Consider the following 18,620-nt stretch of genomic DNA (forward strand, 5'->3'; position numbering starts at 1 on the left):
GTAAAAACGTTTAAAATATTTTCAACAACCTATCGAAATCGACGTAAACGCTTCGGATTACGAATGAATTTGATTGCTGGCATTATCAACCGTGAACTAGGATTTTAGTTTCGCAGGAAGTCTATTATTCCTTTTCAAATAAAAGCCACTTGCAATAGCTGGTCCAAGTGCACCTACTATATGTAAAGTTCTTCCTATAATCGTTTCTAATCCAAAAATATGAGATTGCGTAATTATGGCAAGAATCCCCCAAGCTATATAAGTAATTCCAAATGTACAATAAAGATAATTTTTTAAATTCTTTTTGTCAATTGCTGTCATTTTATTGCCCTTATCTTGATTATTTTATGAATAATATTTTTACTGCTTCTTAGTTGCTGTCGATTATAACTACCTATATTCTATCACAAAAATGCAAAAAAAGCCTTACAATCAAGGCTTTTGATTATCCCTTTCGTTACAAGGTTTCTAGGCTTTTACCATCAAAGCTACACACTCCACGTGGTGCGTTTGTGGAAATAGATCCACTGGCTGGACTTTCTTCAATTCATAGCCTAGCTCTTGATAGAGTTTGATATCTCGAGCCATGGTTGCTACATTACAAGAGATATAGGCGATACGGTCAGCTCCTATTTGGGCGCTTGCTTTGATAAAGCTTTCAGTCAAGCCCTTGCGTGGTGGGTCAACCAGGATGGCAGTTGGTTGGATGCCTTCCTTGAGCCAATTCTTCATGGCATTTTCAGCAGTATCACAAACATAGTGGGCATTGCTGATATTGTTTAAAGCAGCATTTTTCTGGCTATTCTCTACCGCTTCTGGGATGACCTCTACTCCATAGACTTCCTTGACATGCTTAGCGACGGATAAGCCAATAGTCCCAATTCCTGAGTAAGCATCAATGACCACATCATCTTCACTTAACTCCGCAAAGTCAATAGCTGTCTGATAAAGCTTCTCTGCCATTTCTGTATTGACCTGGTAAAAGGCTGGTCCAGAGATTTGGAAATCATTGCCCAACATTTGGTCAGTAATGTAATCTTGACCATAAATCGTACGCCATTCTTTCCCGAAAATGGCATTGGTATTTTGGTCATTGATATTCTGCATAACAGACACAATTTCTGGAAATTGCTTGATTAGTTGTTCAATCAATTGTTCTACTCGGAAAACTTTAGGACGTGTACACACTATGATAACCATGATTTGTCCTGAATGGTGTCCACGACGCACAACAAGGTTACGAATCAAACCAGACTGTTCCTTTTCATCATAAGGCTTCAAATCATATCGACGGAGCAAATCTCGCAAAGCCACAATAACCTGGTCAATGACTGGATCCTGAATATAAAAATCTTCTAGAGGCATAAGGTCATGAGAATTTTTACGGAAAAAGCCAGTTTCTAGAACACCATTTACTTTACGTACAGGAACCTGGGCCTTGTTGCGATACTTGATAGGATTTTCCATACCAAGAGTATCAGCAACCTCTGCATCTGAAATTCCAGCAATCTTATAAAGACTGTCTTTTACTTGCTTGTTTTTGAACTTGAGTTGCTCTGGATAAGCTAGATGACCTAGGTCAGCGATTCCAGAACGCAAGTAAGCCAAATCTAAGTCTTGGTTACGATGTGGAGATTGCGTAAGGTATTCCTCGACTTTACCAAAACCAATCTTCTTGTTGACTTTAAGGACACGCATGAGGATTTTCTCAGTCGGTAGAGCATTCTCTACAAAAAAGACCAAGCCATCTACCTTGGCAACACCTGCTCCTTCATGTGTCAAATCGACAATCTCTACTTCTACAATATCATTTTTCTTTAACATATTTTTCACTTTCTATCAGCCGACAAAAAAAGACGGCAACTGTTCTGTTACCATCTATTATACCATGAATTACCCTAAGCACCAAAACTCTTGAAAAAGTTTACAATTGCTTGCCAAATAGCACTGAGGATATTGCCACCGTCTTGAATAGCTTTATTAGCATCAAAGTTAAGGTCTATATTGCTAAAACTATCTCCTGCTTGCGCGACGATACTTTGTTTCAGATCCTTTAGAGTCTTTGTGAAATCTTCGTTATTGAGAATATCACTCTTGGAAAGATTGAAGGCAAAGTTGATGATGATATTGATCTGATTTCCTGTTATAACCTGATCCAACTTATAATTTTTCAACGTATCTTCAACAATCTTACGAACATCATCTTCAGTAAGCTCACCCTTGGACTCTTTAGCTTTAGCGATAGCAGATTTGATATCGGCAAGGGCTACATTGAGTTTATTGGCATCATAGCCTGATTTGTCCTTGTTTTCGTCGTTGATGTCTGACAAGGCTTTTAGTTCTTCCTGAGCTAGGTCTTTATTTTCTTGAGGAAGTTGAACACCATTAGATTCTAGTGAATAGTAAATACCTGCTAGGGCACTTTCACCTGTTACAGGGATTGGTGCAGCAACGGTGATACGAGCATGTTCCACACCCAAGGTAACGGCCGCATTACGGTACATATCTTGGGTCACTTTAGTAATATTTTCAGGGGTTTCAATCTTCACTTCAAGTGGAGATTTTTCACCTAATTTTTGAATTTTTGCAGACGAATAGAGCTGGAGACTAGAGTCATTGGCGACGTTCATAATCTTTGAGTAGACATCTGGCGTCATAGTCTTCAGTTCTTTGGTATCTGTAGAGGCGTTATAGCCGAGTTTTTTTAATGTTTGATTTTTTTGATCTTCAGTGAGAGAAGAACCCAAGACGTACTCAGGTTGAACATAAGTTTCATCAATTACTTTTTGAACATCAGTGGCTGCTTGAGCGCTTTGCAAAGTTGCAACTGCTAAAAGAACTGCAGCACTAGTCAGAAAGAATTTCTTTCGCATGAGACGTTCCTCCTTTTCCTATCTAGGATAGTCTATTAGCCTTAAAGAAAGCTTATAAAAACACCTAGAATTTTCTAAGTGCTTAAAATAGATTAAAAAATTTAATAATATAGAGATTTAGTTGAACCTGTCTAGAGTAATAATAGTTCCCTCCATCTACATAAAGTTCTCCACCTTGAAAGATGGAAATTGGATTGACATATCGATAGGTTTTTCCAGTTGTATTTCCTAAAATCGGAGCAACGGTATCTCTTGAGTATTGTTTAGCTAGGGCAAGGGTATTTTCTTTCCCATTTTGGGCGATAAAATCAATATAAGCAGGCCCAAAGTTATAGGCCTGTACAGCAGTCCAAGCATCTACACCCTTTTCTTGAGCTAAATAAAGATTCTCTGTCAAGGTTTGAATTCCCTGACGAATACTACTCCTATTGTCAGAAATCGTATTTGTAGTTCCACTAGCAGACTCACTTGACTGCATCACGTCGCTTTCTTTCCCTTTGGTTTCGGTATAAATCATGGCCAGGACTAGTTCTTCATTTGCTGGCGTATCTTGCTCACTTAAAACCTCTCGTACCAAGGATTGATAGGTCATGACCTGCTTTACATCCCGATACATATGGAAAAGTTTATAGCCAGTAAATAAGATAAGAACAAGCACCAAGACCCTTCTTATAAATTTAAACATTATTTGCTTTGTATATCCTCGATGTTTTTGATTAAGATAGAGTAGGTTCCATTGTCATTTTGGATAAATTCGACCGACTCAGCATCTTGGTAAATATTATTGGGTACGATTAACTCAATCCCATTTGACAGAGAAAGCTTTTGGTTTTCAAATTTCTTTAATTGACGACTAGCATCGATTTCATCAAACTGAACTGGCTCTGGCACTGCTTCCTTGACTTGGTCAATAAAGCTAAGACGTGCAGTGAGATTGTTGTCAAAAAGGTCATTTGCCAATTTTTCTGGAGACAATTCATTGCTTTCTTCAAGGTTGTTGAAAATAGCAGACTTGACCTTAGATTGAAATTGAAAATCATCTGTATTAAATGTTTCAGCAATTCTCTGAGCCGTTTTTTCAAGTTCCTTGATAGACTTTTTAGGTGAAATCTTTGGCTGAGCCTGGATCAGATTCTCAGAAAAATAGTTTAAAAAAGTCCCGTTATACTTGATTCGTTTTTCGATCAGATGATATTTTCGGCTTTGAAGATTGACCACTAAGGCCTCGTCAGCCCCTGTACCAAATCCAGGCAGGTTATTCTGAGTCAGCTTGATTGGATTATCAACCTCTCCACCGAGGTGGGTCAAGGTCTCACGCAGGGCAATACGTAAAAAAGCAAAATGCTCTACTCCTTCTTTAGAAAACTGCACAAAAATCAAGTCGTTAGTCTTGAGATTTTCAGAAATACTGAATTCCTCTTTCCAGAGATTTGCCAGTGTTACTGAAGTCTCCAATAAGTCGTCTGTGATGTGATTGAAGAAGGGATTTTCTTCTTCGAAAATCCCAGTCTTAGCTTCATCTGAATACACACGCTCCACTTTTTTACGCAAGTATTCCTCGATTTTTGGAGTGATATTGAGAAATTTATCCGCTAGAAACAACTCTGTGTCATCCGGGCTGAACTGATGGATAATAGCTTTCTTAATATAAATGTCCATAATAGTATTAGTCCTCATACAATGGGAAGGCATCTGTCAAGGCTTTGACTTCTCTTCTCACTTCTTCTAAGACAGCTTCATTTTCTGCATTTTTAAGGGCTTTAATGATAAGCTCAGCCACTTTACGACTTTCTTCTTGACCAAATCCACGTGCAGTTGTTGCTGCTGCACCGATACGAATACCACTTGTCTTAAATGGTGACAAAGTTTCGTAAGGGATTGAGTTTTTATTTAGGGTAATATTGACCTCATCTAGCAAGTTTTGAGCAACTTTTCCGTTTTCTACAACCTTGGTTACATCCACTAGGAAGAGGTGATTTTCTGTACCACCAGAGATAATACGGAAATCAGGATCTTGCAAGAAGACCTCCGCCATGGCTTTGCTGTTCTTAATAACATTTGCTGCATATTCCTTGAAGGCTGGGTCCAATACCTCTTTAAAGGCAACAGCCTTAGCAGCAACAACGTGCTCTAATGGCCCACCTTGGATACCTGGGAAAATAGCAGAATTAATCTTCTTAGCAAGGTCTTCGTCATTAGTCAAAATCAAACCACCACGTGGTCCACGAAGGGTTTTGTGGGTCGTTGTTGTTGTAATATGTGCATAAGGGATTGGACTTGGATGAAGACCTGCAGCAACCAAACCAGCAATATGAGCCATATCTACCATGAGTTTAGCACCAACAGCATCAGCAATCTCACGGAATTTGGAGAAATCGATAATTTGAGAATAAGCTGAAGCACCAGCAACGATTAATTTGGGTTTCACTTCTTGAGCTTGTTTCAAGATGGCGTCAAAGTCCAAGAGTTCAGTCTCAGGATCAACACTATAAGAAACAAAGTTGTAGGTTTGACCAGAGAAGCTTACAGGAGCTCCGTGGGTCAAGTGACCACCTGCTGCCAAATCCATTCCCATGACCGTATCACCTGGCTCAATTAAAGCCATATAGGCTGCACAGTTGGCTTGACTTCCTGAGTGAGGTTGGACATTGGCAAACTTGGCACCGAAGATTTCTTTTGCACGTTCAATAGCTAGACTTTCAACGATATCTACTACATCAGTACCACCGTAATAACGACGTCCTGGGTAACCTTCGGCGTATTTATTGGTCAAGATAGACCCTTGAGCTGCCATTACAGCCTTAGAAACGACGTTTTCAGAAGCAATCAACTCGATGTTGTTTTGTTGGCGTTCTTCTTCCTTAGCAATAGCATTCCAAAGATCTGCGTCATAAGCTTTAAAATCATCTTTGTCAAAAATCATATGTCTTCTCCTTTATAGTGTGACAGGTCTTTTAGTTTGTTTTTACAACAAGAATATAAAATCCAAACTAAAAAATGCGAATAAACCGTTTCTGCACTTTATCACAAGTATAACCAACTTTTTCGTAAAATGCATGGGCACCCAGACGATGGTCTGCAGAATTTAAGCGAATAAACTCATAACCGCGTCTTTTTGTTTCTTGCTCCAACCCTTCAAGCAAAGCTTTACCGATTCCTTTACCTTGCATTTGAGGTAAAACTGCTAAAGCTAGAATATTAAAACCTGGTTTTGAATAAAGGGATTCATAAACCTCGGCATGAACATAACCAAGTAAGTCATGGCTGGTAAAATCCTCGAAACCCAGTAGGTAGTGATGGGAGTCTTGAGATAACTTAACTATTTGACTAGCCGTTTCCTCTAAACTAAACGAATAGCCTAAAGTTTCTTTGTTAATCTCATAAATAGCTGCAACATCTGTTGTTTTCAAATCACGTAGCATATCATACCTCCTCAAAAGGAATTGTTGGTATCTTGACAAGGATATCTTCTCGAGTAATCGCTCCTTGGCGTAGAATCTTCACCTTGTCACCAGATAGGTCTAAAATAGTCGAATCCTGACCTGTTAAAAAAGCATCGTCTTCTAGTCCCAAGACCTCTTGGTCAAAATCTTGAAGAATCTTGTGAAAATCTACTCCACTTGATTGCCCTGAGATATTGGCAGAAGGTCCGATTAAGGGGCCAAACTCACGAATCAAGTCCAGAGTTACTGGATGACTCGGCATGCGAAATCCAACAGTCGTCAAATCTGAATTGACCCAGTAAGGAACCTTGTCATTAGCTTCTAAGATAATGGTCAAAGGGCCTGGCAAAAAACTTTCAACCAGTTTATTGAGATAAGGTGGCTGATTCTTAGAAAAGTTCAAGATATCGTCTAAACTTGCGACATTGAGATTAAGTGCCTTGTCTCTTGGGCGACGTTTAAGCTGATAAACATGGTCAACTGCCTTTTTATCCAATGCTTTTGCAAAAAGTCCATAAACTGTTTCCGTTGGCAAAACAACAGCTCCACCATTTTCAAGCTCGTGCTTAATTTTCTCCATCATCAATGACAACCATCCTATCTTGGCCAAATTGGTCTTTCAGAGTTCGAACTCGCTTCTCGGGAAAATTTTCCTTAAAGAGAGCAGGTACACTTTGTCCTTGTTTGTAGCCAATTTCAAGATAAATCTTACCACCATCATTTAGGAAGTCCTTTGATTCTTCCGCAATTCTGCGATAGATCGCTAGACCATCCTCATCTGCAAAGAGGGCTAAATGTGGCTCTGAATGGAGAACATTCAAACCTACTTCTGCCTCATCTACTCGAGATATGTAAGGTGGATTGGATACAATTATATCATATTTTGAAGAAATTTCGGAAAAACAGTCAGATTTAATAAAGGATAATGTTAGACCTTGTTTATTAGCGTTTTCCATCGCCAGATCCAAAGCATCTTGAGAAATATCGGCAGCTGTGATTGTCCAATCAGGTCTATTTTTAGCTAAGGCAAGAGCAATAGCACCACTCCCTGTTCCGATATCCAGAACTTTGAGGTTTTCCTTTGGATTCTCAGCCAAAATGAGTTCCACCAACTCTTCTGTCTCTGGTCGAGGAATCAAGACCCGCTCATCTACTTTTAACTGCATCTCAAAGAATTCAGCATGACCAATAATATACTGGGCGGGTATATGAGCTACCAGTTTCGTGTAAATATCCTCTACAAATCGTCTTTCTTCCTCTGAAATTTCTTGCTGAAGAGCAAAGACGAAGTCTGTAAAAGATAGATTTTTCAGGCTACGATAGACAAAGGAGAGGCTTTCTGCTTCCTCTCCCTGTGCTATCAACTTTTCCTCAAAATCCTTAAAAATTTGAGCTAATTTCATTATTTGTTTAATTCTTCCAATTTTTGAGTTTGGTCGTAAAGAACCAAGGCGTCCACAACTTCATCTAGTTTACCAGACAAAATAGTATCTAGTTTTTGAAGAGTCAAGCCAATACGGTGGTCAGTGACACGGTTTTGTGGGAAGTTATAGGTACGAATACGTTCTGAACGGTCACCAGTTCCGATTGTTGACTTACGCTCAGCGTCCTGCTCGTCTTGGGCAATCTGTGCAAAGTGGTCAGCAACACGCGCACGAATAATCTTCATAGCCTTCTCACGGTTTTTCTGCTGGGTACGTTCTTCCTGCATTTCAACCTTGATATTGGTTGGCAAGTGAACGATACGAACGGCAGTCGCAACCTTATTGACGTTCTGTCCACCAGCACCTGATGCATGGTAGATATCGACACGTAGGTCTTTCGGATCAATATCGTACTCTACTTCCTCCACTTCAGGCATGACTAGAACTGTCGCTGTCGAGGTATGAACACGACCTTGGCTTTCTGTCACAGGGACACGTTGAACACGATGGGCACCAGACTCATACTTAAGCTTAGAGTAAACTGACTGACCTGAAACCATGGCAACCACTTCTTTGAAACCACCAACACCGTTCATAGAGGCTTCCATGACTTCAAAGCGCCAACCTTGGGCTTCAGCATACTTTTGGTACATTGTTAGAAGGTCACCAGCAAAGAGGGCTGCCTCATCTCCACCAGCAGCTCCACGGATTTCAAGGATGATGTTCTTATCATCGTTTGGATCTTTAGGAAGAAGCAAGATTTTTAGTTTTTCTTCGTATTCTTCTTTTTCAGCCTTGGCATCTTTGAGTTCTTGCTTGGCCATTTCTTCCAAGTCCGCATCTCCACCTGATTCTTTAATCATCTCTTCGGCATCGATAATGTTTTGAAGGACTTGTTTGTATTCGCGATAGGCAGTTACGGTATCACGAGTAGAAGCTTCCTCTTTTGAAAGCTCCATGAAACGCTTGGTATCAGAGACCACATCAGGGTCGCTCAGCAATTCTCCCAACTCTTCATAACGGTCTTCTACAGCTTGTAGTTGATCATAGATGTTCATTTTTTCTCCTTATTTCTCAATTGTTAAATCATAGATTGCTACTACTTCGTTCTCAAATTTTTCCCCAGTTTCTTTAAATCCATAACTGAGGTAACAAGATCTTGCATGTTTATTTTCTGGTTCATAAGACAACCAAAGTTTATTGGATAAACCTGCTGTCTCTGTCCGAACATAGTCTAGCACCTTATCCATAATTGGTTTAAAATATCCTTGATTTTGAAAATGCTTATCAATCATGAAACGAAATAGTAAATAATTTCCATTACTAATTCCGATTTTTTTATCATAAGCTAACATCACAAAACCTATGATTGCATCATTATCATAAACTGCCAATGGAGCTACAAAATCTCCATTTTTTGTGTAGACATATGCTTCAGCTAAACTAATTGCGTTAGTAGCAATAAATTGTTTTTGATATTCCTTAACATCCAAATTTAGAACATCAAAATAATTTTCCATTGTAACATCTCTTAGTTCAATTGTCATTATCTTGTTCCTTTTTAGATGTTATCAGTGGTGCAAAATAATGTTTACGGCAAACCGAGATATAGGTTTCATTGCCACCAATCTGGATCTGCTCACCATCATAGACTGGCAGACCATTCTGCGTACGCAAGACCATGGTCGCTTTTTTCTTGCAATACTGGCAAATGGTCTTGATTTCGTCAATCTTATCTGCTAAGAGCAGAAGATATTTTGAACCTTCGAATAGTTCATTACGAAAGTCATTTTTTAAACCAAATGCCATAACAGGTATGTCTAACTCATCCACAACACGAGCTAGATCGTAAACATGGTGACGCTTTAAAAACTGGGCTTCATCGACAAGTACACAGTAAGGTGTTTCTGGTAAATCTCGGATAAATCCAAAGATATCAGTCGTTTCCTCAATAGCAACTGCTGGTCTTTTCATCCCAATCCGACTTGAAACATAGCCAACACCATCTCTGGTATCAAGAGCTGAAGTCATGATGACAACACTTTTGCCTTGCTCCTCATAGTTATAGGCTACTTTAAGAATCTCAATCGTCTTACCAGAGTTCATGGTCCCATAACGATAATACAACTGTGCCATGCTTCTATTTCACGTCCATTTCTAAATTTTTGCTACATTCTAGTATATCATAATTTTCTGAAGCTTTAAACGGCAAAATGTGGTAAAATAGAAGAAATCAAAAACTAGTGGAGGAAGCTACTATGCCATTTGTACGCATCGATTTATTTGAAGGTCGCACGCTCGAGCAAAAGAAAGCTCTTGCTAAGGAAGTAACGGAAGCTGTTGTCCGCAACACTGGAGCCCCTCAATCTGCTGTTCATGTCATTATCAACGATATGCCTGAAGGAACCTATTTCCCACAAGGTGAAATGCGCACTAAATAAAGCTTAAGCAATCTGCTTAGGCTTTTCTTTATAAGTGCCATTCGTTGAATAAAACACTATATTTTGTTACAATTTTAAGAGATATTAGTCAATACAAACAAATAAACTATAAAGGAATTGAAATGATTACACGGGAATTTGATACCATTGCAGCAATCTCCACTCCACTAGGTGAAGGTGCTATTGGGATTGTTCGTTTAAGCGGAACGAATAGCTTTGCTATTGCACAAAAAATTTTTAAAGGCAAGGATTTAAGTAAGGTTGACAGCCATACACTTAACTACGGCCACATCGTTGACCCACAGACAGGTAAGGTCATGGATGAGGTTATGGTGGGAGCTATGAAGTCTCCAAAGACCTTCACTCGTGAGGATATCATCGAGATTAACACCCACGGTGGAATCGCTGTAACCAATGAAATTCTTCAACTGGCTATCCGTGAAGGTGCTCGTATGGCAGAACCTGGAGAATTTACCAAGCGTGCCTTCCTTAACGGTCGTGTAGACTTGACTCAGGCCGAGGCTGTTATGGATATCATCCGTGCCAAGACAGACAAGGCCATGAATATTGCAGTCAAGCAACTAGACGGTTCTTTATCTGACCTCATTAACAATACTCGTCAGGAGATCCTCAATACACTAGCCCAAGTCGAGGTTAATATTGATTATCCTGAGTATGACGATGTTGAGGAAGCTACTACTGCCGTAGTTCGCGAGAAGACTATTGAGTTTGAGCAATTGCTAACCAATCTCCTTCGAACAGCCCGACGTGGTAAAATCCTCCGTGAAGGAATTTCCACTGCCATCATCGGACGACCCAACGTTGGAAAATCCAGCCTTCTCAACAACCTCTTGCGTGAAGACAAGGCAATCGTAACCGACATCGCCGGTACCACCCGTGATGTCATCGAAGAATACGTCAACATCAATGGTGTACCTCTCAAATTGATTGATACAGCCGGTATTCGTGAAACAGATGACATTGTAGAACAAATCGGTGTTGAGCGTTCGAAAAAAGCCCTTAAGGAAGCTGACTTGGTACTACTTGTCTTAAACGCCAGCGAACCTCTAACTGCCCAAGACCGACAACTTCTTGAAATTAGTCAAGATACTAATCGAATCATTCTTCTCAACAAAACTGACCTACCTGAGGCTATTGAAACTCAGGAACTTCCTGAAGACGTCATCCGTATTTCAGTTCTTAAAAACCAAAATATTAATAAGATTGAAGAGCGCATCAATAACCTCTTCTTTGAAAATGCTGGCTTGGTCGAACAAGATGCTACTTACTTGTCCAATGCTCGCCACATTTCTTTAATTGAAAAGGCAGTTGAAAGCCTGCAAGCTGTTAACGAAGGACTTGAGCTCGGTATGCCAGTTGACTTACTTCAAGTTGATTTGACACGTACTTGGGAAATCCTCGGAGAAATCACTGGGGATGCTGCTCCAGATGAACTCATTACACAGTTGTTCAGCCAATTTTGTTTGGGTAAATAAGAAAAAACTAGGTCAAAAAAATACTAGTCTCCTAAAAAGAGGTTGGGACAAAACGATCCCGACCTCACTTTTTATTATCAATGATTATCAATCATAATTTGACGCGGTAGCTAATTGAACTTTTTGTTCGTCTTTTAGACTCCAAAAAGCTCCTAATCATCCTCGCGGGGCTGGGACTACGAAATCAAGACTTTGTCTATCGATTTCTGTCCCACCGCTTTTTCTTTCACCTTCTAAGTTATATACTGCCTTAGCAGAAATCTGAAACAAACCTTATACTCAATGAAAATCAAAGAGCAAACTAGGAAACTAGCCGCAGGCTGTACTTGAGTACGGCAAGGCGACGCTGACGCAGTTTGAATTTGATTTTCGAAGAGTATTACCAGTTCTTTTCTATTTTCACTTAGTCTTTGGGTAATTTGCCAGCTTTTTCAAGCATTTTTTTGATTAAATAAGGCATCTTGACATTTTCACGACCTTTTTTCTCAATTAATTTTTTAACAAATTCTGGCATTTGTAAGTCTTGTGATTCATCTAAAATATTCTTAGTTTCATCCGAAGGGACTAATTCATCAAAGGTCTCTTCTTCTGGGAGGAATTCTCTAAATTCCTTATGTTCGTTAGCTCGGATAATATTGACCAAGGCATCAATCAAACGAGAATCTGTATTTGGCATTGGTGGACGATGGTAGTTCACCTCCAATTCCTGACACAAGTCATGACATTCCACATCGTTGTCAAACAAAACTTCAATGTGTTCACTAATAAAACTAATAGGTACAAAAATATAATGCTCTGGATGTTCTTCCTGTTCTCTAAGATATTCCAGAACATCTGGTTTAATCCAAGGAACACCAATATCACTTTCACTCTGCCAAGTGTTGGTATATTGCTCTGGTTTCAAGCCTAATTTCTCAGCAATTAACTTGCTATTCTCGAAAATCTGGTCGATATAGGGATCACCAAAATCCAAGGCAAAAATGGGCACACTGTGGGCAGAAAAGATGACTTTAAAGCTATCCTGTTTCACCTTTTCTTTTAAAATCTTAGCAATTTCAGCTGTCCAATAGTTTAATAGGGCTTCTTCTTGATACCAGTCCTTAATAACTAAAAACTGAATTTGTTTGCTTTCCAGAAACTTTTCGTACCCCATGACAGAGTAAAAGGAATAGTGTGGCTCCAAAATCAAGCAAATACACTTTTCAATTCCATCTGCTTCCATTTTCCGAATCACATCTGGAATAAAGGGGGGTGAAAATTTATTGGCAAAATAGACACTATATTCGTTTCCCAATCTAGCATCTACTAAGGCAACTTCTTCACGGGTAATTTTTTGAAGTGGAGTTCCTCCAATTCGAACATAATTATCATAAAGTGTTTGAATCTCGTGATCTTGAGGTCGAACTCCACGACGAATGTTGGTAAAAAAGTCGGCTACTCCTTCAAAGGTAATCTCTTCTGGGGAACCAAATGTCATCATTAAAATCGCTTTTTTCATCTCTGCATCCTTGTGATATTTTTATCTTTTTTATTGTATCACTAAAACAGCCATAAGTAAACGCTAACATAAGAATATTACCTCCCTTCTGACTTTTGTTTTTCTATTCTTTCTATGATACAATGGTTTTAAAAGAAGGAAAAAAGGAGTTACGATGAAATATCCAACATTGTTGGAGCGTTTTTTGACTTATGTCAAAGTCAATACTCGTTCTGACGAACATTCAACCACTACACCAAGTACTCAAAGTCAAGTAGACTTCGCAACCAATGTCCTCATCCCTGAGATGAAACGTGTTGGTTTGCAAAATGTTTACTACCTACCAAACGGTTTTGCTATCGGAACCTTACCAGCCAACGACCCAAGTTTGACTCGTAAGATCGGTTTTATCTCCCACATGGATACAGCTGATTTTAATGCTGAAGGTGTCAATCCACAAGTTATTGAAAACTACGACGGTGGTGTTATCGAGCTTGGTAATTCTGGTTTCAAGCTTAATCCAGCAGATTTCAAGAACCTAGAGAAATATCCTGGGCAAACCTTGATAACTACTGATGGAACTACTTTGCTCGGGGCTGATGACAAATCTGGTATCGCTGAAATCATGACAGCTATCGAATACTTGACTGCTCATCCTGAGATTAAACACTGTGAAATCCGTGTTGGCTTCGGACCTGATGAAGAAATCGGTGTTGGTGCCAATAAATTTGATGCAGAGGACTTCAATGTTGACTTTGCTTATACAGTTGATGGCGGACCTCTTGGGGAATTGCAATACGAAACCTTCTCAGCCGCCGGTGCTGAACTTCATTTCCAAGGTCGTAATGTTCACCCAGGAACGGCTAAAGGACAGATGGTTAACGCCCTTCAGTTAGCGATTGATTTCCACAACCAACTTCCAGCTGGTGATCGACCTGAATTGACTGATGGTTACCAAGGTTTCTACCATCTCATGGATATAACTGGTAGTGTTGAGGAAGCGCGTGCCAGCTACATCATTCGTGACTTCGAAAAAGAAAACTTCGAAGCGCGTAAAGATGCCATGCAAGCTATTGCTGATAAGATGAACCAAGAACTTGGTAGTGATCGTGTAACCTTGACTTTGACAGACCAGTATTACAACATGAAGGAAGTCATCGAAAAAGATATGACTCCAATCACCATCGCTAAAGCAGTCATGGAAAGTCTTGATATTACACCAATTATCGAACCTATCCGTGGAGGAACAGACGGTTCTAAAATTTCCTTTATGGGAATTCCTACACCAAATATCTTTGCTGGTGGTGAAAATATGCACGGTCGTTTTGAATACGTCAGCCTTCAAACTATGGAGCGTGCTGTTGACACTATCGTTGGAATTGTGTCTTATAAAGACTAAAGAGATCGGGAAAACATTCCCGACCTCTTTTTTATCAGCAGCCTACTTTTGACACGGTAGCTGTCTGAACTTTTTGTTATTCTGCTACTTTTTCTCTTGTTTCTGGAGAGCTAGTTGCAGGAGTTATGTTTGACTCAGCTTGCTTATCGTTTGTTTCTGTATTGGCTGTTTCTGTGCTAGCTTCAGCTGGCTTAACTTTGGATTGAAATTCTTCGTTTAACAAAACGATTTCTTGAGCAAGAGATAAAAGAGCTTGCTTGTCTTTGCTAGCTGCTGCTAGTTTATCAAACAGAGCATCGACTTTTTCAAAGTCAGCATCAGAACCATTATTCACTTCCAAATAAGTATGAAGGGCAATAACTCCGTTGTATAGTTTTTGATAAAGAACTAAAACCTCTGGGTCTTGATTAGCATTCTCACGTTCAGTCTGAATGATTTGTGAAATTCGTTTTAGAAGATCTTGAACTTGTGTGTTTAGTTCATCAAGGTCTGCATCGTCTTTATCTAGAGCAGCTTTCAGATTTTTCACTTCGTCAGCAAGGGAAGCTTTAACACCTTCTTCTTTAACTTGAGCCACTAATTCATCAGCTTTTGTTAAGAGTTCTTCTACTTGACCTTTTCGAACATGATTGCTTTGTTCCTCAGGCTTAATATCATCATACAAACCTTTCAAAAATTCATAAACTGCAGTTTTTGCACTATGACCATCCACTTTTTCAGTATCTAAAATCGTTTCAGAAGGTTTATGAGCAACAGATTCATTCTTCACTGCTTCTTCTACCTCTAATTTTGTTTGATAGATTTCAGGGAAGAGTTTGTTTAAGTCAGTCGCCTTAAGGAAGGATTGTGACTGATAAAGGGTCCAAGTTAAGTTGGCAACTTTATTTCTAAGAGTGTCATTTAAGTGATTATCAGATAAATGTTGATAGAAATACTTAATGTACTCGACTGTTGTAACTCCAGTACGATCATTAAAGTCCTGAAGTGCTTCTAGTTTAGCTTCAACAGCATCTAAACCAGCTTCATCTTGGGCTAATTTATTTTCTTGGAGTTGAGCCAAGAGATCCTTTTTAGGAAGTCCATAAGCATCCGTATCCAAGGTATTAATCTTATCTACTAAAGCTTGATATTTCTTGTCTAAAGGACTGATTTCTGTTGGTTTTACACTAGAGTCAACGTGGATATACTGCTTATCAAACAAATCCAAAGCTGTCAAATATCCTGCAGTTGAGTTGGTTGAGAGTTTCTTCATATTTTCAGAGAATTGCCCCAAAGCAAGCTCAATTTGTCTTTGTAAAATTGGTTTATCTTTATAAACTTCACGACTTTCTGCTAGAAGTTGATCAACCTTATTTTGAACAGTAGCTTCATCAAAGGCTCCTGGTTGGTAGTTAGATTGCAAGGCAGGAATCTTATGTTTCAAAGCCACTTCATAGCCTTTAGTTTGTACTTTGATGTAGTGATTATGATCACCGTGAGGAATGACGAAGCTACCATTTTCAACCTGCAAACTATAAGGAGAAACGCCATCACGTAAAGCAGTTGTATAGAGTTCGTTTAGGAAATCAAGCTCTGCATCACCTGTTTGGAGAGGAATACGAACGTGTTCCTTTCGAACTGCATAAGGGTGAATGTGAGTTGGGTCATAAGCCTGGTCTGGATTTCCAAATACAAAGAATCCATTTGAAATTCGGATCGCTTCAAGCGGAACACCATATGTTTTAGAGATATAAGCTATCTTTTCTTCATCGCTGGCATCTCGAGAGAATGCTTCTACATTTTTTGCAAGTGGTTTAACAGGTTCTACCTGATGATGTTCCTTCAAGTGCTCCTGAGCAGCCTTAATCTGCTCTGTTGATAAATCCTTTTTAAAGAAATAGTGATTGTGATCTCCATGTGAAACCACAAAACCTTGCTCATCCTCACTAATCACTCGCTCAGCTGCAAATCCATGATCGTGCTCTTCTCCATCATTATGATGGTCATGATTAGCATCTTCATGGTCATGGTTGTGTTCATGATCTCCACTAGGTTTGCTTGGAGTTTCTACAGGATTTGATGGTGTTACAAGACCTGAAAGTGGCATCAAACGAGCAATCTTTTGTTCTAAATCAGACATACTACTATAGGGAATGAAATGGTAGTGATTACCGTGTGGAATGGCCACCCCTGATGGTGTACGACTGGTAATTTTAGCTGGGTCAAATACCAAACCATCAGATTCTCGATAGCGTTGACTAACTGGTAAAGCATATAACTGAGCAAGAAGACTTTGAAGGTCGTCCGCTTGAGCTACTGGTTTGTTTGTAGCTGAGTTATCTGCTTGAGGACTTGGTTCAACACTTGGATTCGGTTTATAGTCCGTCACACTCGGTTGACTTCTCCTGCCAGCCAGATAGGCTTGTGCAGCAGCCAACTCGCTTGAGGAAAGTGCACTCTTTGGAACGTAGTGATAATGTCCACCGTGAGGAACGATATAGGCATCACCTGTATCTTCAATGATATCTGCAGCATTAAAGACATAACCATCATCCGTTGTATATCGGCCTTGAGCTCGTGCAGCAAGGACTTCCTTAGTTTCATTTCCTCTATCTGATGTGCCTTCCCGTTTCTGACGCTCAATTTGGTCTTTGGTACGAACATTGTCTGCATGGCTAGCATCTTTTAGATAGACATAGTATTTGCCATCAACTTTGATGATATAGCCACCTTTAATCTCATTGACAATATCTTGATCACGCAACTGATAGTTTGGATCTTTCATGACCAGTTCTTCACTAAAGATAGCATCATAAGGCACTTTACCATTATAGTAATGGAAGTGGTCGCCGTGGGAAGTCACATAACCTTGATCAGTGATTTTGGTAACAATCTGTTCAGCTTCTATGCCTTCCTTCTTGTTAACTTGGTCTGGTGTCAGAGTTTCATTCTTTTTAGCTTCAGACTCTTTACCATCAACGTAGGATACACGGTTGTCATCTTTTTTCTCAGGTGCTTGATGTTGATTTAAAGCATAAGCACAGACACTTAAGGCAAGGACCACTGCAGATCCCGCTAGATATTTTTTATTAATCTTCATAATCTCCTCATTTCAATTCTTCAGCTAAGATAGCCATATTTTCTTCTAAATTTTCCAAGTAGGACTTGTCATTTTGTGGGTCTGCCTCTAAAGGATTGAGGGTTTTAAGACTCACACCTGTTGATTTGACAAGAGTGTCCGCTACCTTAGATGAAGCATTGCTCTCTGTAAAAATCGTTTTAACCTTATAGGTTTTAACAAATTCCTGAATTTCTGTTAGTTGTCTTGGACTTGGTTCTTGTTCAGGAGAGATACCTGCAATACCAAGTTGATTAAGTCCAAATCGTTTTGCTAAATATGAAAAGGCTGTGTGTTGGGTTACAAAAGTCTTTTGATTAGCTTTTTCAAAGATAGGTTGGTATTTCTTTGTCAAATCATGAGCTTTAGCACTAAAACTTTGTGCGTTTTTCTGATAGGTATCCTTGTTAGCACTGTCTAGTTCGGATAACTTATCAGCAATTATCTGTGCTTCTTCTGCAACCTTTTCAGGATCTAACCATGTGTGAGGATCGTACAAGGTCTTCTCATCAATCCCATCTCCAGCCTGCATATCTTCTAACCCAGGCACGCGCTCCAAGGTCATACCTTCAGATGCTTCCAACACCTTTACCTTGGACTTTTGTAGGCTTGGATCCAAACTTCCCGCCCATGACTCTAATGTGTGAGAATGATAAACAAAAACATCGGCATCATAGATGGCCGCAATATCATTTGCAGAAGGTTCAAAGGAATGGATACCAGAACTAGACTGAATCATCCGAACGTCATTCAAATCACCAGAAATTTCTTTGACCATGGAATAGACAGGATAAAAACTGGTCACAATCTTCATTCCCTTAGTTTCAGCACTCTTGTCTTGACCTGTCTTTTGTCCACAAGCTCCTAAGACAAGAACAACGAAGGCAAGCATAAGCCATAGGATACTTCTTTTTTTCATAACAACTCCTTAACTAGTATTTAACCATTTAATTAACTAGTAAATAGTTTA

General features: G+C 39.4%; 17 protein-coding genes and 2 pseudogenes. 4 read left to right on the plus strand and 15 right to left on the minus strand.

Annotated features, from left to right (window positions below; all coding sequences use genetic code 11):
• Positions 1-108: pseudogene (locus tag QM450_RS08830) on the plus strand (IS5/IS1182 family transposase); the annotation flags it as partial.
• Positions 109-123: 15 nt separating this feature from the next.
• Here QM450_RS08830 and QM450_RS08835 read toward each other — a convergent pair.
• The 12 genes and pseudogenes from QM450_RS08835 to QM450_RS08890 all read right to left on the minus strand — a co-directional run.
• Positions 124-321: pseudogene (locus QM450_RS08835) on the minus strand (CPBP family intramembrane glutamate endopeptidase); the annotation flags it as partial.
• 147 nt (positions 322-468) lie between these two features.
• Positions 469-1,824: a 23S rRNA (uracil(1939)-C(5))-methyltransferase RlmD gene (gene rlmD / locus QM450_RS08840; RefSeq protein ID WP_414320333.1), complete on the minus strand. Its 1,356-nt coding sequence runs from the start codon at positions 1,822-1,824 to the stop codon at positions 469-471.
• Positions 1,825-1,898: 74 nt separating this feature from the next.
• A complete protein-coding gene (locus QM450_RS08845) occupies positions 1,899-2,873 on the minus strand; it encodes a DUF1002 domain-containing protein (RefSeq protein ID WP_414320334.1) in 975 nt (324 codons plus the stop codon).
• An 82-nt stretch (positions 2,874-2,955) separates the two neighbouring features.
• Positions 2,956-3,558 (minus strand): lysozyme family protein, encoded by a 603-nt coding sequence (locus QM450_RS08850; protein WP_075231768.1) that lies wholly within the window; start codon positions 3,556-3,558, stop codon positions 2,956-2,958.
• Entirely contained in the window at positions 3,558-4,532 is a 975-nt protein-coding gene (locus tag QM450_RS08855; RefSeq protein WP_414320335.1) for a nucleoid-associated protein, read from the minus strand. The genes QM450_RS08850 and QM450_RS08855 overlap by 1 nt, the downstream gene beginning before the upstream one ends.
• A gap of 7 nt (positions 4,533-4,539) precedes the next feature.
• Positions 4,540-5,796 (minus strand): serine hydroxymethyltransferase, encoded by a 1,257-nt coding sequence (glyA, locus tag QM450_RS08860; protein WP_414320336.1) that lies wholly within the window; start codon positions 5,794-5,796, stop codon positions 4,540-4,542.
• A 67-nt stretch (positions 5,797-5,863) separates the two neighbouring features.
• Positions 5,864-6,295, minus strand: coding sequence for a GNAT family N-acetyltransferase (locus tag QM450_RS08865; protein ID WP_414320337.1), 432 nt, complete (start codon positions 6,293-6,295; stop codon positions 5,864-5,866).
• 1 nt (position 6,296) lies between these two features.
• On the minus strand, positions 6,297-6,899 hold the full coding sequence (locus tag QM450_RS08870) for an L-threonylcarbamoyladenylate synthase (RefSeq protein ID WP_414320338.1): 603 nt from the start codon (positions 6,897-6,899) through the stop codon (positions 6,297-6,299).
• Positions 6,883-7,719 carry a peptide chain release factor N(5)-glutamine methyltransferase gene (gene prmC / locus QM450_RS08875; RefSeq protein WP_311522716.1) on the minus strand — a complete coding sequence of 279 codons (837 nt, stop codon included), beginning with the start codon at positions 7,717-7,719 and terminating at the stop codon, positions 6,883-6,885. The genes QM450_RS08870 and prmC overlap by 17 nt, the downstream gene beginning before the upstream one ends.
• The gene (gene prfA, locus QM450_RS08880; protein ID WP_001028810.1) at positions 7,719-8,798 is read right to left on the minus strand and encodes a peptide chain release factor 1; all 1,080 of its coding nucleotides are present in this window, start codon (positions 8,796-8,798) and stop codon (positions 7,719-7,721) included. The genes prmC and prfA overlap by 1 nt, the downstream gene beginning before the upstream one ends.
• A gap of 9 nt (positions 8,799-8,807) precedes the next feature.
• Positions 8,808-9,287, minus strand: a complete 480-nt coding sequence (locus QM450_RS08885) for a GNAT family N-acetyltransferase (RefSeq protein WP_414320339.1) — start codon at positions 9,285-9,287, stop codon at positions 8,808-8,810.
• On the minus strand, positions 9,277-9,876 hold the full coding sequence (locus QM450_RS08890) for a thymidine kinase (protein WP_414320340.1): 600 nt from the start codon (positions 9,874-9,876) through the stop codon (positions 9,277-9,279). The genes QM450_RS08885 and QM450_RS08890 overlap by 11 nt, the downstream gene beginning before the upstream one ends.
• 122 nt (positions 9,877-9,998) lie before the next feature.
• Here QM450_RS08890 and QM450_RS08895 point away from each other — a divergent pair, with 122 nt between their 5' ends.
• On the plus strand, positions 9,999-10,181 hold the full coding sequence (locus QM450_RS08895) for a 4-oxalocrotonate tautomerase (protein WP_001117401.1): 183 nt from the start codon (positions 9,999-10,001) through the stop codon (positions 10,179-10,181).
• A 122-nt stretch (positions 10,182-10,303) separates the two neighbouring features.
• Positions 10,304-11,677 carry a tRNA uridine-5-carboxymethylaminomethyl(34) synthesis GTPase MnmE gene (mnmE, locus tag QM450_RS08900; protein ID WP_414320341.1) on the plus strand — a complete coding sequence of 458 codons (1,374 nt, stop codon included), beginning with the start codon at positions 10,304-10,306 and terminating at the stop codon, positions 11,675-11,677.
• Between the two features lie 403 nt (positions 11,678-12,080).
• Here mnmE and hemH read toward each other — a convergent pair whose 3' ends face one another.
• On the minus strand, positions 12,081-13,175 hold the full coding sequence (gene hemH / locus QM450_RS08905) for a ferrochelatase (protein ID WP_414320342.1): 1,095 nt from the start codon (positions 13,173-13,175) through the stop codon (positions 12,081-12,083).
• 154 nt (positions 13,176-13,329) lie between these two features.
• On the opposite strand from hemH, the gene pepT reads away from it, so the two are divergent.
• Positions 13,330-14,553: a peptidase T gene (pepT, locus tag QM450_RS08910; RefSeq protein WP_414320343.1), complete on the plus strand. Its 1,224-nt coding sequence runs from the start codon at positions 13,330-13,332 to the stop codon at positions 14,551-14,553.
• A gap of 76 nt (positions 14,554-14,629) precedes the next feature.
• Here the strand turns inward: pepT and QM450_RS08915 are convergent, their stop codons facing one another.
• Both QM450_RS08915 and QM450_RS08920 read right to left on the minus strand, forming a co-directional pair.
• On the minus strand, positions 14,630-17,632 hold the full coding sequence (locus QM450_RS08915) for a pneumococcal-type histidine triad protein (RefSeq protein ID WP_414320344.1): 3,003 nt from the start codon (positions 17,630-17,632) through the stop codon (positions 14,630-14,632).
• 7 nt (positions 17,633-17,639) lie between these two features.
• Positions 17,640-18,569: a metal ABC transporter solute-binding protein, Zn/Mn family gene (locus QM450_RS08920; protein WP_311522723.1), complete on the minus strand. Its 930-nt coding sequence runs from the start codon at positions 18,567-18,569 to the stop codon at positions 17,640-17,642.
• Positions 18,570-18,620 lie beyond the last annotated feature (51 nt).

This window comes from Streptococcus infantis, from assembly GCF_047464615.1.
GTDB classification, from domain to species: Bacteria; Bacillota; Bacilli; order Lactobacillales; family Streptococcaceae; genus Streptococcus; species Streptococcus infantis_Y.

Bases quoted from the DNA above. Each gene is read 5' to 3' on its own strand.
- rlmD (WP_414320333.1), bottom strand. From the start codon at position 1,824: ATGTTAAAGAAAAATGATATTGTAGAAGTAGAGATTGTCGATTTGACA.
- QM450_RS08845 (WP_414320334.1), bottom strand. From the start codon at position 2,873: ATGCGAAAGAAATTCTTTCTGACTAGTGCTGCAGTTCTTTTAGCAGTT.
- QM450_RS08850 (WP_075231768.1), bottom strand. From the start codon at position 3,558: ATGTTTAAATTTATAAGAAGGGTCTTGGTGCTTGTTCTTATCTTATTT.
- QM450_RS08855 (WP_414320335.1), bottom strand. From the start codon at position 4,532: ATGGACATTTATATTAAGAAAGCTATTATCCATCAGTTCAGCCCGGAT.
- glyA (WP_414320336.1), bottom strand. From the start codon at position 5,796: ATGATTTTTGACAAAGATGATTTTAAAGCTTATGACGCAGATCTTTGG.
- QM450_RS08865 (WP_414320337.1), bottom strand. From the start codon at position 6,295: ATGCTACGTGATTTGAAAACAACAGATGTTGCAGCTATTTATGAGATT.
- QM450_RS08870 (WP_414320338.1), bottom strand. From the start codon at position 6,899: ATGATGGAGAAAATTAAGCACGAGCTTGAAAATGGTGGAGCTGTTGTT.
- prmC (WP_311522716.1), bottom strand. From the start codon at position 7,719: ATGAAATTAGCTCAAATTTTTAAGGATTTTGAGGAAAAGTTGATAGCA.
- prfA (WP_001028810.1), bottom strand. From the start codon at position 8,798: ATGAACATCTATGATCAACTACAAGCTGTAGAAGACCGTTATGAAGAG.
- QM450_RS08885 (WP_414320339.1), bottom strand. From the start codon at position 9,287: ATGACAATTGAACTAAGAGATGTTACAATGGAAAATTATTTTGATGTT.
- QM450_RS08890 (WP_414320340.1), bottom strand. From the start codon at position 9,876: ATGGCACAGTTGTATTATCGTTATGGGACCATGAACTCTGGTAAGACG.
- QM450_RS08895 (WP_001117401.1), top strand. From the start codon at position 9,999: ATGCCATTTGTACGCATCGATTTATTTGAAGGTCGCACGCTCGAGCAA.
- mnmE (WP_414320341.1), top strand. From the start codon at position 10,304: ATGATTACACGGGAATTTGATACCATTGCAGCAATCTCCACTCCACTA.
- hemH (WP_414320342.1), bottom strand. From the start codon at position 13,175: ATGAAAAAAGCGATTTTAATGATGACATTTGGTTCCCCAGAAGAGATT.
- pepT (WP_414320343.1), top strand. From the start codon at position 13,330: ATGAAATATCCAACATTGTTGGAGCGTTTTTTGACTTATGTCAAAGTC.
- QM450_RS08915 (WP_414320344.1), bottom strand. From the start codon at position 17,632: ATGAAGATTAATAAAAAATATCTAGCGGGATCTGCAGTGGTCCTTGCC.
- QM450_RS08920 (WP_311522723.1), bottom strand. From the start codon at position 18,569: ATGAAAAAAAGAAGTATCCTATGGCTTATGCTTGCCTTCGTTGTTCTT.